The sequence below is a fragment of the Actinokineospora fastidiosa genome, assembly GCF_014648415.1.
GTDB classification, from domain to species: domain Bacteria; phylum Actinomycetota; class Actinomycetes; order Mycobacteriales; family Pseudonocardiaceae; genus Actinokineospora; species Actinokineospora fastidiosa.
In genome coordinates, this window is sequence record NZ_BMRB01000002.1 from 1,827,016 (window position 1) to 1,842,307 (window position 15,292).

The 15,292-nt window shown below is 73.5% G+C and carries 14 protein-coding genes; 6 read left to right on the top strand and 8 right to left on the bottom strand.

Annotation, left to right across the window (positions count from 1 at the left end; all coding sequences use genetic code 11):
- The first annotated feature begins 106 nt into the window (after nucleotides 1–106).
- From IEY98_RS18350 to IEY98_RS18370, 5 genes are all read left to right on the top strand, one after another.
- Entirely contained in the window at nucleotides 107–991 is an 885-nt protein-coding gene (locus tag IEY98_RS18350; protein ID WP_189211623.1) for a zinc metalloprotease, read from the top strand.
- Nucleotides 988–2,211 (top strand): trypsin-like peptidase domain-containing protein, encoded by a 1,224-nt coding sequence (locus IEY98_RS18355; RefSeq protein WP_189211624.1) that lies wholly within the window; start codon nucleotides 988–990, stop codon nucleotides 2,209–2,211. The genes IEY98_RS18350 and IEY98_RS18355 overlap by 4 nt, the downstream gene beginning before the upstream one ends.
- Nucleotides 2,212–2,608: 397 nt before the next feature.
- Nucleotides 2,609–3,565 (top strand): EamA family transporter, encoded by a 957-nt coding sequence (locus tag IEY98_RS18360; RefSeq protein ID WP_229787007.1) that lies wholly within the window; start codon nucleotides 2,609–2,611, stop codon nucleotides 3,563–3,565.
- Nucleotides 3,566–3,717: 152 nt separating this feature from the next.
- The gene (locus IEY98_RS18365) at nucleotides 3,718–6,018 is read left to right on the top strand and encodes a SulP family inorganic anion transporter (RefSeq protein ID WP_189211625.1); all 2,301 of its coding nucleotides are present in this window, start codon (nucleotides 3,718–3,720) and stop codon (nucleotides 6,016–6,018) included.
- Between the two features lie 10 nt (nucleotides 6,019–6,028).
- Entirely contained in the window at nucleotides 6,029–7,957 is a 1,929-nt protein-coding gene (locus tag IEY98_RS18370; RefSeq protein ID WP_189211626.1) for an AAA family ATPase, read from the top strand.
- Here IEY98_RS18370 and IEY98_RS18375 read toward each other — a convergent pair.
- The 8 genes from IEY98_RS18375 to thyX all read right to left on the bottom strand — a co-directional run bounded on the left by IEY98_RS18375 (nucleotide 7,944) and on the right by thyX (nucleotide 14,620).
- Nucleotides 7,944–8,183 (bottom strand): DUF6480 family protein, encoded by a 240-nt coding sequence (locus IEY98_RS18375; protein ID WP_189211627.1) that lies wholly within the window; start codon nucleotides 8,181–8,183, stop codon nucleotides 7,944–7,946. The two genes, IEY98_RS18370 and IEY98_RS18375, sit on opposite strands and share 14 nt — an antisense overlap.
- A 52-nt stretch (nucleotides 8,184–8,235) precedes the next feature.
- Nucleotides 8,236–8,505 (bottom strand): DUF1905 domain-containing protein, encoded by a 270-nt coding sequence (locus IEY98_RS18380; protein ID WP_189211628.1) that lies wholly within the window; start codon nucleotides 8,503–8,505, stop codon nucleotides 8,236–8,238.
- A gap of 33 nt (nucleotides 8,506–8,538) precedes the next feature.
- The gene (locus IEY98_RS18385; protein ID WP_189211629.1) at nucleotides 8,539–10,221 is read right to left on the bottom strand and encodes a ribonuclease J; all 1,683 of its coding nucleotides are present in this window, start codon (nucleotides 10,219–10,221) and stop codon (nucleotides 8,539–8,541) included.
- On the bottom strand, nucleotides 10,218–11,231 hold the full coding sequence (gene dapA, locus IEY98_RS18390) for a 4-hydroxy-tetrahydrodipicolinate synthase (protein WP_189211630.1): 1,014 nt from the start codon (nucleotides 11,229–11,231) through the stop codon (nucleotides 10,218–10,220). Before dapA ends, IEY98_RS18385 begins: the two co-directional genes overlap by 4 nt.
- A 78-nt stretch (nucleotides 11,232–11,309) precedes the next feature.
- Nucleotides 11,310–11,930: a TIGR03085 family metal-binding protein gene (locus tag IEY98_RS18395; protein ID WP_189211631.1), complete on the bottom strand. Its 621-nt coding sequence runs from the start codon at nucleotides 11,928–11,930 to the stop codon at nucleotides 11,310–11,312.
- A 25-nt stretch (nucleotides 11,931–11,955) separates the two neighbouring features.
- Nucleotides 11,956–13,428, bottom strand: a complete 1,473-nt coding sequence (locus IEY98_RS18400) for a serine/threonine-protein kinase (protein ID WP_229787008.1) — start codon at nucleotides 13,426–13,428, stop codon at nucleotides 11,956–11,958.
- A 59-nt stretch (nucleotides 13,429–13,487) separates the two neighbouring features.
- Nucleotides 13,488–13,871 carry an ACT domain-containing protein gene (locus IEY98_RS18405; protein ID WP_189211632.1) on the bottom strand — a complete coding sequence of 128 codons (384 nt, stop codon included), beginning with the start codon at nucleotides 13,869–13,871 and terminating at the stop codon, nucleotides 13,488–13,490.
- A complete protein-coding gene (gene thyX, locus IEY98_RS18410) occupies nucleotides 13,868–14,620 on the bottom strand; it encodes an FAD-dependent thymidylate synthase (protein ID WP_189211633.1) in 753 nt (250 codons plus the stop codon). The genes IEY98_RS18405 and thyX overlap by 4 nt, the downstream gene beginning before the upstream one ends.
- A gap of 150 nt (nucleotides 14,621–14,770) precedes the next feature.
- On the opposite strand from thyX, the gene IEY98_RS18415 reads away from it, so the two are divergent.
- A complete protein-coding gene (locus tag IEY98_RS18415) occupies nucleotides 14,771–15,283 on the top strand; it encodes a toxin-antitoxin system HicB family antitoxin (protein ID WP_189211634.1) in 513 nt (170 codons plus the stop codon).
- Nucleotides 15,284–15,292 lie beyond the last annotated feature (9 nt).

Genomic DNA, 15,292 nt, shown 5'->3' on the forward strand with positions numbered 1-15,292 from the left:
GAGTGGAACCGCTTCGTCAATCACCCGATCGGCGATGCCGCCGCCCCTAACCGGACGGGGTCGAGCCGCGACTTCACGGTCGTACCCGCGAACAGGGGGAGCGACTATGGACGCGGAGATCATCGAGGCCCTGCCGGACGACGTGCAGGCCTGGCTGGACGTGCGCGACGCCTACCGGCGGCGGGCGGGCGGCATGGAGTTCCTGGTCACCGACCTCGGGCGGTGGCCGCTGGGCGCGCCCGTGCGCGTCGCGTTCCTGGGCGGGGACACCGCCCTGCACCGGCAGATCGCGGCCGCCACCGAGCAGATCACCGACGCGTGCGGCATCACGCTCGACTTCGGCTGGGACGAGGGCAGCGGGCAGTACCGGCGGTGGACCGAGCAGGACACCGAGCACGCCGCCGAGATCCGGGTCGGGTTCGACCTGCCCGGCTACTTCTCGCTCGTCGGCTCCGACAGCGCCGACCCCGGGGTCGGCCCCGCCGTGGGCCGGGTCGGCGGCCGGGCGCACCAGCGCAGCCTGAACCTGGGCGGCTTCACCGAGCGGCTGCCCGAGAAGTGGGCCGGGACGGTCCGGCACGAGTTCCTGCACGCGCTCGGCTTCCACCACGCCCACCAGAACATGCGCGGCGAGTGCGAGGGCGACTTCCGCTGGGAGGACGACCCCGGCTACGTGCCGACGCAGAACGCCGACGGCGTGTTCGTCGCCGACCCGGCGGGCAACCGGCCGGGCATCTACACCTTCCTCGCGGGCGCGCCGAACTTCTGGCCGAGGGCCAAGGTCGACGTGAACCTGCGCACGGGCAACCCGTACGACGTCGTGGCGGGCCCGTTCGACGCGAAGTCGGTGATGCTGTACTCGTTCCCGGCGCTGTTCTACCGGACGGAGTCGAGCCCGTGCCGCCCGACCGGCAACGGGGTTGATCTGTCCGAAGAGGACAAGCGGGGGCTGCGGCTGCTGTACCCCTCGGTCGCCGTGGGGGCGCCATGACGTTCCAGTACCTGACCGACGAGGCCCTGCGCGAGGTGCAGCGCGCGGCCATCGACCTCGGTTTCGCCACGGACAAGGCGCTGGAGTCGCTGAGCGCGGGCATCTCCCCCCGCTTCGTGGGGATGTACCTCGACGGCGGGACGCCCATCGGCACGCTGGTCTCCTTCACCAACCGGATGAACCAGACCCGGGCGCTGGGCTCGGGCGAGGTGCCGCTGCTCAAGTGGCTGCACAACGCGATCACGATGGCCGCCGAACAGCCGGAGCAGCGGGTGTTCCAGCGGGCGCTGGAGATCGCCTCGGTCGACGGGGCCGCCGCGCACACCGAGCTGCCCAGCGCGGCGGCGGGCCCGATGGACGTGCAGGCCCTGCCGGGCTCCGACGGCGCGCTGGAGGTCGTCGTCGACGCCGACGACACCCTCGACGTCGGCTTCCTGCACCGCGGCGCGCAGGTGTCGCGCTCGGTGGCGAAGCTGGTGGTGCGCAGGCACTTCGACGGCGTGCCCGCCGAGCGCGGCGGGCGGCCGGACATCGGGGTCGGCACGGGGTGGGTCATCGCGCCGGGCCTGCTGATCACCAACCACCACGTGATCGCCGCCCGGCAGGTCACCGAGGCCAGGGCCGCCCCCGGCGACTTCGCGCTGCAGGGCGGGTCGGTGGAGGTCCAGTTCGACTTCTACCACGCGGACTCGGCCGTGCACGTCGTCCGGTCGTCCGGCTGCGTGGCGTTCGACGAGGGCCTGGACTACGCGGTGCTGCGCCTGACCGAGGGCGCGGCGCCGCGTGCGCCGCTGTGCCTGCGCCCGACCCACCTGCACAAGCCCAACTCGACGGCGCTGCGGGAGCGGGTCAACGTCCTGCAGCACCCCGACGGCGGCCCCATGCGCCTCGGCTTCCGCGACAACTTCGTCGTCACCGGCGACGAGAGCGTGCTGACCTACCTGACGGACACCTCAGGCGGCTCATCCGGCTCCCCGATCTGCGACGACCGCTGGTCGGTCGCCGCGCTGCACCGCGGCTTCCGCACCATCCCGTCGGGCCCGGTGACGGTCTGGGGCAAGGCGATCCACCAGGAGAACTACGGCACCCCGATCGGCCGCGTCCTCCAGCACCTCGCAGCCCACCACCCGGCGGTGCACGAGGAGGTGGTGGCGGGCCAGAAGCCCGCCATCCCGTCCCCTGCCGCCCCGGTGCTGGTCCCGACCGGCAGCCACACCTGAGCCGTCTGCCCCTCCACCTTGCTCGATGGAGGTCCTTTCGACACGCCCGACGCGTCGAGCGCGCTATTCGACGCGCCTCCCAGGAGCCGGGCGACAAGACCCGGCGGACCGAAAAGAGGCGAAGCGGCGATGGCGTCCTCGGTGGCGTGGTGCGGAAGGCGGGAGGTGAACGTCGAGATCCGCGGCACCGCGTCAGGCGTATCACCCATGCACGGCCGGATTCACCGCGTTTCCTACTGACCGCCCCTCCGCGCTCCCACCGGGTCTGGCCCAGCCAGGCCGACGAATCCTCGACCACCCGACGCACCCGGAGACCGACGGGCCGGGGGTCGGGCGGGCGGCGTGCTGCCCTGATCAGTGGCGTCCTACCATCGGACGACTACCGACAGGGGGACCCGTGACGACGCTCAGCCCGATCACTCGCCACCACGCCCGCGGGACCGTGTTCATCCTGTCGGCCTCGGTCGCGTTCGCCAGTTCCGGGCCGCTGGCCAAGCCCGCCATGCAGGCCGGGCTCAGCCCGATGCAGGTGGCCGCGCTGCGGGCGGCGCTGGCGGCGGCCGTGTTGCTGGCCGTGGTGTCGGCGACCATGCCGGGCGTGCTGCGGGTGCGCCGCGAGCAGTGGCCGCTGCTGGTGGCCTACGGGCTGACCGGGGTGGCGGCCGTGCAGGCGCTGTTCTTCATCGCGGTGTCGCGGCTGCCCGTCGGCGTGGCGATGCTGCTGGAGTACACCTCGCCCGTCCTCGTCGCGCTGTGGGTGCGGTTCGTGCGCAAGACGCGGCTGTCGGCGCTGTCGTGGGCGGGCACCGTCCTCGCGCTGGGCGGGCTGACGCTCGTCGCGCAGGTGTGGACCGGGCTGCGGCTGGACCTGCTCGGCCTGCTCGCCGGGATCGGCGCGGCGGTGACGTCTGCGGGCTACTACCTGCTCGGCGAGAAGGGCGCAGGCCGACATCACCCGATCGGGATGGTGACCTGGGGGATGGTGGTCGGCGCGGTCGGCCTGCTCGTGGTGGTGCCGCCGTGGTCGATGCCGGTGGCGGTGTTCGGCAAGACCGTCCCCTTCGGACCGTGGGAGTCGCCGGTCTGGGTGCTGCTGGTGGCCGTCGCGGTGCTCAGCACGGCATTGGCGTACTCGCTGAGCCTCAGTTCGCTGCGGCACCTGCCTTCCACCGTCGCCAGCGTCCTCGCGCTGACCGAACCCGTCGTGGCCACGCTCATCGCGTGGCTGATGCTCGGCGAAATCCTGACGCTGCCTCAGATCGCGGGCATGGCGGTGCTGCTGAGCGGCGCGGCGCTCGTGCAGATCGCCGCGCGCGGACCGGTTACGCCTGCCGAACCACTCCCGAACGACTGAGATCCACTCGATCGGGTGAAGCCTCGGGTCCTTGGCCCGTCACGGGAACCCCGCCTCCGTAAAGGAACGTTTACCCCGCAGACGCGACAGCACGTGTCCGATCGGTCACCATGTGCTTATCGCATCCGTTCTGCGACATCTGGAGGTTACCCATGGGTGGCTCACCCGCGACCGGCCCAGCCCACGCGCATTCCCCGCCACTGCGCCGATGGCTCGCCGAGAACGCCCGTCATGACATCCCCGCCTCGCTCATCGTCTTCCTCGTCGCGGTGCCCCTCTCGCTGGGCATCGCCGCCGCGTCCGGCGCCCCCGTCCTCGCCGGACTCATCGCCGCCGTGGTCGGCGGCGTCGTCGCCGGTCTCTTCGGCGGATCCCCCTTGCAGGTCAGCGGCCCGGCCGCGGGCCTGACCGTCGTGGTCGCCGATCTCATCGCCCGCTTCGGCTGGACCGTCACCTGCGCCATCACCGTCATCGCGGGCGTGCTCCAGGTCGTGCTCGGCGCCTGCCGCGTCGGCCGGGCCGCGCTGGCGGTCTCCCCCACGGTCGTGCACGCGATGCTGGCGGGCATCGGCGTCACCATCGTGCTGGGCCAGGCGCACGTGCTGCTCGGCGCCGACGCGCCCGGCTCGGCGTGGGCGAACCTCACCGCCCTGCCCGGGGGTGTGCTGTCCCCGGACCCGGCGTCGGCGCTGATCGGCGTGGGCGTCGTCGCGCTGCTGCTGGTCTGGCCGAGGCTGCCCGCGCGCGTGCGGGCGGTGCCCGGTCCACTGGTGGCCATCACGGCGGCGACGGCGCTGACGGCGGTCCTGGCGCTGCCCATCGCGCGGGTGTCGCTGCCGGACTCGCCGCTCTCGGCGCTGCACCTGCCCGAGCTGCCGGACGGCGAGTGGGCGGCGTTCGCGGTCGGCGTGCTGACGATGACGCTCATCGCGAGCGTGGAGAGCCTGCTCTCGGCCGTGGCGGTCGGGAAGATGCGCCCGGGCATCCGCACGGACTTCAACCGGGAGCTGCGGGGCCAGGGCCTGGCCAACATCACCTCCGGCATGATCGGCGGACTGCCGGTGACCGGGGTGATCGTGCGGAGCTCGACGAACGTGCGGGCCGGGGCGCGCACGCGTGCGTCCGCGGTGATGCACGGGTTGTGGGTGTTGCTGTTCTCCGTGGTGTTGGTGGGGTTGGTGGAGCAGATCCCGATGGCCGCGTTGGCAGGGCTGCTGGTGTTCGTGGGGTTGCGGTTGGTGGAGTGGGGCAACATCCGGTCGGCGAAGCGCCATGGCGAGCTGGCCGTGTACCTGGTGACGATCTCCTGCGTCGTGTTCCTCGACCTGTTGCAGGGCGTGCTGATCGGGCTGGCGTGCGCGCTGCTGGCCACGGTGCGGCGCATCGTGTGGGCCCGGGTGCGGGTCGAGCCCGCCGAGCCCGACGCCGAGGGCAGGCCCGCGTGCGCGGTGGTGGTCGAGGGCACGCTGAGCTTCCTGTCGGTGCCGCGGCTGTCGCGGATGCTGGCGCAGGTGCCCGAGGGCAGCGCGGTGCACCTGGAGTTGGTGGTCGACTACCTCGACCACGCCGCCCACGACCACATCACGGCGTGGCGGCACGCGCACGAGGGCACGGGCGGCAGCGTGGTCGTCGACGAGATCGGCGGGCCGGGTCTGTCGGCGCGCCGCAAGTCCGGTCCGGCGCCGCGGTGGCTCTCACCGTGGTCGCACTGGCAGCGCGTGCACCCGACGATCCCGCTGCAGGTCCGCGGGCACGAGGTGCTGCACCCGCTGGTGACCGGCGCGCGGGAGTACCACCGCAGGGGCGCGCCGATGCTGCGTCCGCACCTGCGCAGGCTGGCCAGTTCCCAGCAGCCGCACGCGATGTTCCTGACCTGCGCGGACTCGCGCATCGTGCCGAACGTCATCACCGCGTCCGGGCCGGGCGACCTGTTCACCGTGCGCAACATCGGCAACCTCGTGCCGGACCCGCGCGACTCCGGCGACCTGTCGGTGCACGCGGGCGTGCAGTACGCCGTCGACACCCTCGGCGTGCCCGTCGTGATGGTGTGCGGGCACTCCCGCTGCGGCGCGATGACCGCGCTGCTGGCCGACCCGTCCGACGACCCGATGGGCCAGTGGCTGCGCTGGGCGAACCCCAGCCTCGCCGCATGGCGGGACGGTCACCCGCTCGGCCTGCACGCCGCGGCCGACGGGTGGTCCGAAGTGGACCAACTGGCGATGGTGAACGTGGCCGTGCAGCTGGAGACCCTGCGCAGGCTGCCGGTGGTCGAGCGCAGCGGTGTCCGGCTGGTCGGGCTGTTCTTCGACATCCCGACCGGCACCCTGCTCATGCTCGACGAACTCACGCAGCGGTTCGAGCCGCTGCCGGGCCGCAGCGCGCTGCCCCGGCCCAGGGAGGCCACCCGGACGGCCGTCGCCGATTCCCCGGACGACCTCCCGACGGCGCGCTAGATTTGCGCGCATGCCCGCCGAGCGCACCCTCGACCGGTTCGTCCGCGACCACCTGGCCGACTCCGACCTGCCCGAAGCGGCCAGGAACCTGGTCATCGCGGCGCTGGACGGCGACGACGCGGTCGAGGGAGCGCTGGGCGGGGCGTCGACCGGGCCGGGCGCGGCGGTGGCCGCGCCCGGCCGATCGCCGGAGGTCTACCTCGCCGCGGTGCGGGTGCGCGGATTCCGCGGCGTCGGCGAGCAGGTCGAGCTGACCCTGCCGCCTCGGCCCGGGCTGACCCTGGTCACCGGGCGCAACGGCTCGGCGAAGTCGAGCATCGCCGAGGCGGTCGAGGTGGCGCTCACCCGGCGGAACTCCCGCTGGGCGGGCAAGGCCGACTCCGCGCGCAAGCTCTGGCAGGCGGGCTGGCGCAACCTGCACTCGCCGTCCACGGCCATCGAGGTCGAGACGGTGGCGGGCGGGGAGACGGCGGTCTTCCGCGCGTCGTGGCCGGACGGCGCGGCGTTCGAGAGTCCGGAGTGGACCGGCCGGGACTGGGACTTCGAGACGCACCGGCCGTTCCTGTCGTACACCGACCTGGGTCGGCTGGTCGACGGCAAGCCCGCGGAACTGCACGACGTGCTGCACCGCGCGCTCGGCCTGGAGCGGCTGGACGAGGCCCGCGCGCGGCTCGGCGCCCGCAGGCTGGAGCTCGACCGCGTGCGCAAGGCCGTCCGCGATGAGAAGAACGCGCTGGGCGAGGTCCTGCGCGGGATCGACGACGACCGCGCCCGCGAGGCCGTCGGGCTGCTGACGCCGACCCGGTCGGCGCTGGCCCGGCTCACCGCGCTCGCCGTCGGCGACGCCGAGGACGGGCTCCCGGTGGGGGCGCTGCGGTCGCTGGTCGCGCTGTCCCTGCCGTCGGCCGACGAGGTGGCCGCCGCGGTGGCGGAGGTGCGCGCCGCGGCCGACGCGGTGACCGCGGCCGTGTCGGCCCTGCCCCCCGACCTGGACGACCTGCTGGGCGCCGCGCTGGCCTACCACGACGGGCACGGCGACGGCGCGTGCCCGGTCTGCGGCGACGGCACGCTGGACGCGGGGTGGCGGGCCCGGGTCGAGCAGGCCCGCCGGTCCGCGAAGGCGCAGCGGGCGGCGCGGGCCGAGCACGCCGCGGCGGTGTCGCGGCTGCGTCGGCTGGTCGGCCCGCCGCCCGCCGTGCTCGACGCGATCCCGGAGGCGGCGTTCGCCAGGGCGGCGTGGGCGGACTGGGCGGACGCGGACGACGCCGTGGCCGCGCACGCCGCACTGGAGAACGCGCTGGCGAAGGCGCGGGAGTGGGCAGCGGCGGAGTTGGCCAGCATCAACGAGGTGTGGCGGCCGACCGCGCTGCGCCTGGCCGCGTGGGCCGAGCAGGCCGGGCGCGTGCTGGACGAGCACGAGCGCCACCGGCTGCTGTCCACGGCCGAGGACTGGCTCAAGGCGATGGCGGGCAGGCTGCGCGACGAGCGCATGCGCCCGTTCGCCGAGCAGACGGCCCGGCTGTGGGCGATCCTGCGCAAGGACAGCAACGTCTCCCTCGACGGCGTCGCCCTGGCTGGCGCGCACACCCGCCGGCGCACCGACCTCAACGCCAGCGTCGACGGCGCCGACGCGCCCGCGCTGGGCGTCCTCAGCCAGGGCGAGCTGCACGCGCTGGCGCTGGCCCTGTTCCTGCCCCGCACCCGCGTCGACGACAGCCCGTTCCGGTTCGTCCTGCTGGACGACCCGGTCCAGGCGCTGGACTCGGCCAAAGTGGACGGTCTGGCCGAGGTGCTTGCCGACGTGGCCGCGACCCGCCAGGTCGTCGTCTTCACCCACGACGACCGGCTGGCCCGCTCGGTGCGCGCCCAGGGCATCCCCGCGACGGTGTGGGAGGTCGTGCGCGGCGAGCGGTCGCGGGTGACCCTCAGAACACCTTGACCCACCCGACGAGCTGCGCGACGAGCAGCCCGACCACGGCCAGCGTGATGATCAGCACGATGACGAGCGTGGCGATCCCACCCGCGCGCGAGCGGTAGGTCTCCGGCTTCGACAACCCCTGCGTCGTGCTGCCCGAGTCCGGCGGCGTGTCCCCCGGCTGCACCCCACCACCCGGTTCGAGTCCGGGCGTGCGGTCCGGGTCCGGGTCTGGCGGCAATGCGGTCATATCGGGGGTTTACCGGCATCCGGTCGCCCGAAACCCGCGGGTTCCGCGTGATCTATCCGCCCCGGTGGCCCGGCTCCAGCTCCACCGTCACCACGTCGCCCTCGTGCAGGCCCTCGGACTTGCGGACCGCGGCCTTCAGGGCGAGGAAGCGGGTTCCGTCGCCCTTCGGCAGCAGGGAGGTGGCCCAGTGGGTCGCGCCGATCCGGGCCGCCACGCGGGTCATGCCGGGGGCGAAGTGGTCGGCGGTCTCGGGTGGGACGGGCACGTAGTGCCAGCCGCCCGGGCCCGGGAAGCGGTGGATCTCGGCGGTGAAGGTGGGCACGGGCGCGGAGTCTGCCCGGGCCCACCGACAGCGCTAGACCGGGATCACCGTCGGCACGATCATCGGGCGCCGCCGGTAGGTGTCGGCGACCCAGCGGCCCACCACGCGGCGGACGGCCTGGGCGATGCGGTGGGTGTCGGTGACGCCCTCCGCCTCCGTGTGCGCCAGCTCCTTCTCCACCAGCGCCACGACCTCGTCCAGGGCCTTCGGGTCGTCGGAGAAGCCGCGGCCGGAGATGGTCGGGGACGACATCGCCCGGCCGGTGGCCGAGTCGACCGCGACCGTGATCGCGATGAAGCCGCCCTCGCCCAGGACCAGGCGGTCGGACAGGGTCGACTCGCCGACGTCACCGACGGACAGGCCGTCGACGTACACGTGCCCGACCTCGACCCGGCCGGAGATGGCCGCGCGGCCGTCCACCAGGTCGACCACGACGCCGTCCTCGGCGATGACCACCCGATCCGACGGCACGCCCGTCTGCACGGCGAGGGCCGCGTTGGCCCGCAGGTGCCGCCACTCCCCGTGCACCGGCATCACGTTCGACGGGCGCACGGCGTTGTAGAGGAACAGCAGCTCCCCCGCCGCGGCGTGGCCCGACACGTGGACCTTCGCGTTGCCCTGGTGCACGACGTGCGCGCCGAGCCGCACGAGCCCGTTGACGACCCCGAACACCGCGGTCTCGTTGCCCGGGATCATCGAGCTGGCCAGGACCACCGTGTCGCCGGGGCGGATGGCGATCTGCCGGTGCTCGCCGCGGGCCATCCTGGACAGCGCGGACAGCGGCTCGCCCTGGGAGCCGGTGGAGACGAAGACGACCTCGTGCTCGGGCATGGCCATGGCCTCGTCGAGGTTGACCAGGAGCCCCGGCGGCACCGACAGCAGGCCGAGGTCGGCCGCGATGCCCATGTTGCGCACCATCGAGCGGCCCACCATCGCCACGCGGCGGCCGTGGGCCACGGCGACGTCGAGGATCTGCTGGACGCGGTGCACGTGGCTGGCGAAGCAGGCCACGATGACCCGCTGCTGGGCGCGCGCGATCACCCCGTCGATGACCGGGCCGATGTCGCGCTCCGGGGTGACGAACCCGGGCACCTCGGCGTTCGTGGAGTCCACCAGGAACAGGTCCACGCCCTCGTCGCCCAGGCGCGAGAAGCCCGCCAGGTCGGTCAGCCTGCCGTCGAGCGGCAGCTGGTCCAGCTTGATGTCGCCGGTGTGCAGCACCAGCCCGGCCTGCGTGCGGATCGCGACGGCCAGCGCGTCCGGGATGGAGTGGTTGACCGCGAAGAACTCGCACGAGAACTCGCCGTAGGCGACCCGGTCGCCCTCGGCGACCTCGCGCAGCACCGGGTCCAGCCGGTGCTCGCGGCACTTGGCCGCCAGCAGCGCCAGGGTGAACCGGGAGCCGACGACCGGCACGTCCGGCCGCAGCCGCAGCAGGAACGGCACCGCGCCGATGTGGTCCTCGTGCCCGTGGGTCAGCACGATGGCGTCGATGTCGCCGAGCCGGTCCTCGATGGCCCGGAAGTCGGGCAGGATCAGGTCGACGCCGGGCTGCTGGTCCTCCGGGAACAGCACGCCGCAGTCGACGATGAGCAGGCGGCCGCCGTACTCGAAGACCGTCATGTTGCGGCCGATCTCGCCGATGCCGCCCAGCGCGACCACGCGCAGGCCGCCCTCGGCGAGCGCGGGCGGGGGGTTGGTGGGCCAACCGCTCACTTGTGGACCGTCCCCGCGCTGGTGTGCGTCGTCGTGGCGATGTAGGCCGCGGCGGCGTCGGCGTGCGCGACCCTGGCCGCGGCCTGGTGCGTCGGGGGCGCCTCGGCCAGCGGGACGCCGCCCTCGGCGAGGTCGCCCGCGATCGCGGCGTACTCCTCCGGGGTCGCGGGGGGCAGCGGCAGCCGGGGGTCGCCCGCGCTCTCCCCGCGCAGCCGCAGCGCGGCCTTGCTGAAGATGACGCCGCCGACCCGGCTGAACGCGCGCAGCACGGGCAGGAGTCCGTTGTGGATTATCTGCGCCGACGACACGTCGCCGCGCTCGTAGGTGTCCATCATGGAGCGCAGCCGCCCGGCCACGACGTGCCCGATGACGCTGACGAACCCGACCCCGCCGATGGACAGCCACGGCAGGTTGAGCGCGTCGTCGCCGGAGTAGTAGGCCAGGTTCGTCGACGCGATGACCTCGCTGCCCGCGAGCAGGTCGCCCTTGGCGTCCTTGACGGCCTGGATGCGCGGGTGCTCGGCGAGCCTGCGCAGCGTGTCGACCGCGATGGGCACGACGGAGCGCGGCGGGATGTCGTAGAGCATCACCGGCAGCTCGGTGGCGTCGGCGACCTTGGTGAAGTGCGCCAGCAGCCCGGCCTGCGGGGGCCGCGAGTAGTACGGGGTGACGACGAGCAGGCCGTGCGCGCCCGCCTTCTCCGCCTCGCGCGCGAGGTGGACGCTGTGCGCGGTGTCGTACGTGCCGACCGAGCCGACGACGGTCGCGCGGTGTCCGACCGCCTCGACGACCGCGCGGAGCAGGTCGGACTTCTCCCGGTCGGTGGTCGTCGGGGACTCGCCGGTGGTGCCGCTGACCACCAGCCCGTCGTTGCCGAGGTCCACCAGGTGTTGAGCGAGGTGCTGAGCCCGGTCGAGGTCGAGCGCGCCGTCGGCGTCGAACGGGGTGACCATGGCGGTGAGCACCCGGCCGAACGGTCTGCCGGGCGCGGCGGTCGGACATGTGGTCATGGGTGGACGCTACCTCGTCATTGTTGCGGCGACTCGATGACCGTCCGCCGTGGCGCCATCTCGCCTGTGTATGGCGGTCTACAGTCCGCGCGCGAGGCCGCGCAGCGCGCCGATGGCCGCCTGCTCGCCCTCGAACCCGACCTCGGCCTGGTCCCGGCCGAAGGCGAAAAGCAGCAGCTCGCCGGGCTCGCCGAGCACCGTGACGGTGTTCGGACCGCGCTTGACGGCCACCTCGCGCCCGTCGGGCGTGCGCAGTGCCACACCGACGGGGCTGTTGCGGAACATCAGCCTGCCCGCGCGGCGCACCGCGGTCCACAGCGCCCGGTCGCGCCGCGGGTCGGCGGGCCGAGGGCTCCACTGCGGCTGGGCGCGGCGGACGTCCTCGTGGTGGATGAAGAACTCGGGGGTGTTGACCAGGTCGTCCAGCAGGTAGTGCGGGGAGTAGACCGGCGGGCCGGTGCGGATCAGCCGGAGCAGCTCGTTCCACGGCTTGGCCGCCACCTTGGCCTGCACCCGATCGAGGTACGGGGCCAGCGGCTTGACGAGGATGCCCGGCGCGGCGTCCATGCGCCGCTCGCGCACGACGAGGTGGGCGGCGAGGTCCCGCGTCGTCCAGCCAGCGCAGAGCGTGGGCTGGTCGGGACCGACCTCGGCCAGCAGGTCGCAGAGCCGGGCGCGCTCGTCCTTGGCGACACTCATGCCGCTACCGTACCGGCAGGTAGCCTCACTCCTGCTCGACCAGGTGGGACTCGGCGAGCATGGAGCCGTCCCGGCTGGTCAGCGCGCAGACCAGGGTGCGGGCCGGGCTGCCCTGCTCGCGGTCGGCCTCCCACGCCTGCTTGGCGGGCACCAGCACGATCACGGACAGCCTGCCCAGCTGGCCCGGCTCGACCTGCCCGGACCGGAACTGCCACAGGCAGTAGCTCTTGCCCAGGGCGGTCAGCTCGGTGGGGATGTAGTCCCAGTCGTCGTTCAGGGTGAGATAGCCGTAGACCTCGAAGGCGTGCGGCTCGTCGCACGGCTCGCCGCCGGGGAACGACGCGCCGTCCTGGATCACGCCGACGCCGCAGTAGCGGTTGGTGACCTCGAACTCGCGCACCTGCCCGCCCGCGCCGTAGGTGAAGGTGGTGATCGGGGTCGCCTGCTCGTCCTCGGCGGGCGCGTTCACCGCGTTGGCGAGCATGAACCCGAGGACACCGCCTGCCAGCGCGATGACGGACGCGAGCGCGAGGACGAGCTGCCAGCCCATGCGCCGCTTCCGCACCGGCTGCTGCTGTTGGGGCGGCTGGGCCACCATCGTCGGGTAGCCGCCCGGGTACATCGCGGTCGGCCCGGTGTGCGGGCCGGTCGGCGGGCCGGGCTGGACGTGGGTGAGCAGGCCGCGCACCTGGGCGGCGGTCAGCCGGGCCTGCGGGTGGGTGTTCAGCAGGCCGGAGATGACCGACGCGAGCGCGCCGGAGCCGCGGGTCAGGAACGGGACCTCGTTGAGGATCGCGTGCATCGTGGCCGCGGTGTTGGCGCGCTCGAACGGCGAGTAGCCCTCGATGGCGAAGAACAGCACCGCGCCCAGCGCCCACAGGTCCGACGCGGCGCTGGCGGACTCGCCGCGCAGCTGCTCGGGCGCGAGGTAGGCGGGCGAGCCGATCAGCAGGCCGCTGGTGGTCAGCCTCGGGTCGTCGACGGACTGGGCGATGCCGAAGTCGGTCAGCTTCGCGCGGCCGTTGGCGGCGAGCATGATGTTGCTGGGCTTGACGTCGCGGTGCACGATCCCGGCCTGGTGCGCCGACTCCAGCGCCGAGAGCAGCTGCTCGGCCAGGCGGGCGACCGCGTCGGACTTGAGCGGCCCGCGCTCGCGGACCACGTCGGCCAGCGTGGGCGCCTGGATCAGCTCCATGACGATGTAGGTCGCGCCGGACTCCTGCACGACGTCGTACACCGTCACGACGGCCGGGTCGTTCAGCCTGCCCGCGGTGCGCGCCTCGCGGAGCACCCGCTCCTCGAACACCAGCCGCTCGGCCGCGGGCACGCCGTCGGGCAGGTGCAGCTCCTTGATCGCCACATGCCGCCCGATGGTGGTGTCCTCGGCGAGCCAGACGACGCCCATGCCGCCGCGGCCCAGCTCGTTGAGCACCCGGTAGCGGCCTGCGATGACGCGCTGGCTTCCCGGCGCTACCAGGGGTCCTGGCTGTTGGGACACGTCCACCTCCTGCGGATGGCGGCCATCGTAGGTCAGCGGGGCCCGCCCGCAGACGCCGATCAGCCGATCTCGTGCCCCGCCTCGCGCAGCGCCCGGACCGCCCGGTCGAGGTCGACCGCCCGGACCAGCAGGTGGTCGGTGTCGAAGGTCGACAGCGCGAACAGCGGGACGCCCGCCTGGGCCAGCGCCCCGGCCAGCGCGGCCATGATGCCGGTCAGGGTGAACTCCAGCGGGCCGCGCACGGTGAGCAGGCGCCAGCCGGGCTCGGTCCGGCCGCCGTCGGGGGCGTGCTCGCTGGGCGTGACGACCGAGACCTCGGTCGCCGTCGCGGTCACCGAGACCAGACCGTCCCGGGTGAGGAGCTCGGCGGGCACGCCCGTGCCCGGGTCGAGCCGGGTGACGGTGTACTCGCCCGGCGCGACGTCGACCACCAGGCGGTTCATCCCTCGGCGACCAGCGGGCTCGAGGCGACCTCGGTGCCGTCGGGCAGCGCGGAGACGGTGAAGTCGGCGAACACGTTCGGCGCGACCTTCTGCAGCTCGCGCAGGCAGTCGATGGCCAGCGCGCGGATCTCGATGTCGGCCTGCTCGGTGGCGCGCATGGCGATGAAGTGCCGCCAGGCGCGGTAGTTGCCGGTGACCACGATGCGGGTCTCGGTGGCGTTGGGCAGGATCGCGCGGGCGGCCTGGCGGGCCTGCTTGCGGCGCAGGGTCGCGCTGGGCACGTCGGCGAACTTCGCCTCAAGGCCCTTCAGCAGCTCCTTGTAGGCGTCCAGGCTGGCCTGGGCGGCCTCCAGGAACTTCGCGTGCAGCTCGGGGTCCTCGGCGATGACGTCCGGCTCGACCATCGCGGCGTTGCGCTCGGGCACGTAGCGCTGGGACAGCTGCGAGTAGGAGAAGTGCCGGTGCCGGATCAGCTCGTGGGTCAGCGACCGGGAGATGCCGGTGATGTAGAAGCTGACCGAGCCGTGCTCCAGCACCGAGAGGTGGCCGACCTCGATGATGTGGTTGATGTAGCCCGCGTTGGTCGCGGTGGCCGGGTTGGGCTTGCTCCACGACTGGTAGCAGGCGCGCCCGGCGAACTCGGCGAGCGCCTGCCCGCCGTCGGTGTCGGTCGTCCACGGCACGTCCGCCGGGGGGAAGAACTCCGTCTTCGCGATGAGCTGCACCTTGGGCGACACCGTCTCGGCCACTGACCCGCTCCTTCTCCTGATTCCGGGCCAGCCTAGGCGCTGGCCCCCCGGCGCTGAAATCCGACAGGTGGCGGCGTGCACAGCGACACATCCGTCACCATGGCGCGGCAGACAGTGGCGTGATGTCAGATGTGGTGGCATGGTGGTGTCATGGACCTGACGCCGTACATCACCTCGCTGCGGGACGACCTCACCGCCGCCGCCGCCGTGGGCGACGAGACCACCCGGCGGGCCGCGGCCGCGCTGTCCGCCGCGCTGGAGCCCGCCGCCCGGCTGGCCATCATGAACGCCCTGGCCGACCTCGCCGCCGAGGTCACCGCGTCCCTGCCCGACCACGTGGTCGACGTCCGCCTCGACGGCCGCGACGTGCGCGTGGCGGTGTCGGGGGCGGCGCGCTCCGGGCCGGGCGAGGCGCCCCCGCCGCCGCCCCCGCACGACGGCGGCGAGATGAGCCGGATGACGTTGCGGCTGTTCGAGGAGCTGAAGGCCAAGGCGGAGCAGGCAGCGTCGGCGCAGGGCATGTCGCTGAACACGTTCGTCCAGCAGGCGGTCCAGGGGGCCGTGCACGGGGCGCTGCAGGGCAAGGGCTTCGGCGGCGGCAAGGGCTGGGGCGGATGGCCGGGCGAGCGCGGCTCGCGCGTGCAGGGCTGGTACGAGGGCTAGGGGACACCA

Coding starts and splice junctions, on each gene's coding strand:
- dapA (WP_189211630.1), bottom strand. CDS start 11,231: ATGACCACATGTCCGACCGCCGCGCCCGGCAGACCGTTCGGCCGGGTG.
- IEY98_RS18355 (WP_189211624.1), top strand. CDS start 988: ATGACGTTCCAGTACCTGACCGACGAGGCCCTGCGCGAGGTGCAGCGC.
- IEY98_RS18405 (WP_189211632.1), bottom strand. CDS start 13,871: ATGAACCGCCTGGTGGTCGACGTCGCGCCGGGCGAGTACACCGTCACC.
- IEY98_RS18370 (WP_189211626.1), top strand. CDS start 6,029: ATGCCCGCCGAGCGCACCCTCGACCGGTTCGTCCGCGACCACCTGGCC.
- IEY98_RS18415 (WP_189211634.1), top strand. CDS start 14,771: ATGGACCTGACGCCGTACATCACCTCGCTGCGGGACGACCTCACCGCC.
- IEY98_RS18350 (WP_189211623.1), top strand. CDS start 107: ATGGACGCGGAGATCATCGAGGCCCTGCCGGACGACGTGCAGGCCTGG.
- IEY98_RS18365 (WP_189211625.1), top strand. CDS start 3,718: ATGGGTGGCTCACCCGCGACCGGCCCAGCCCACGCGCATTCCCCGCCA.
- IEY98_RS18395 (WP_189211631.1), bottom strand. CDS start 11,930: ATGAGTGTCGCCAAGGACGAGCGCGCCCGGCTCTGCGACCTGCTGGCC.
- IEY98_RS18375 (WP_189211627.1), bottom strand. CDS start 8,183: ATGACCGCATTGCCGCCAGACCCGGACCCGGACCGCACGCCCGGACTC.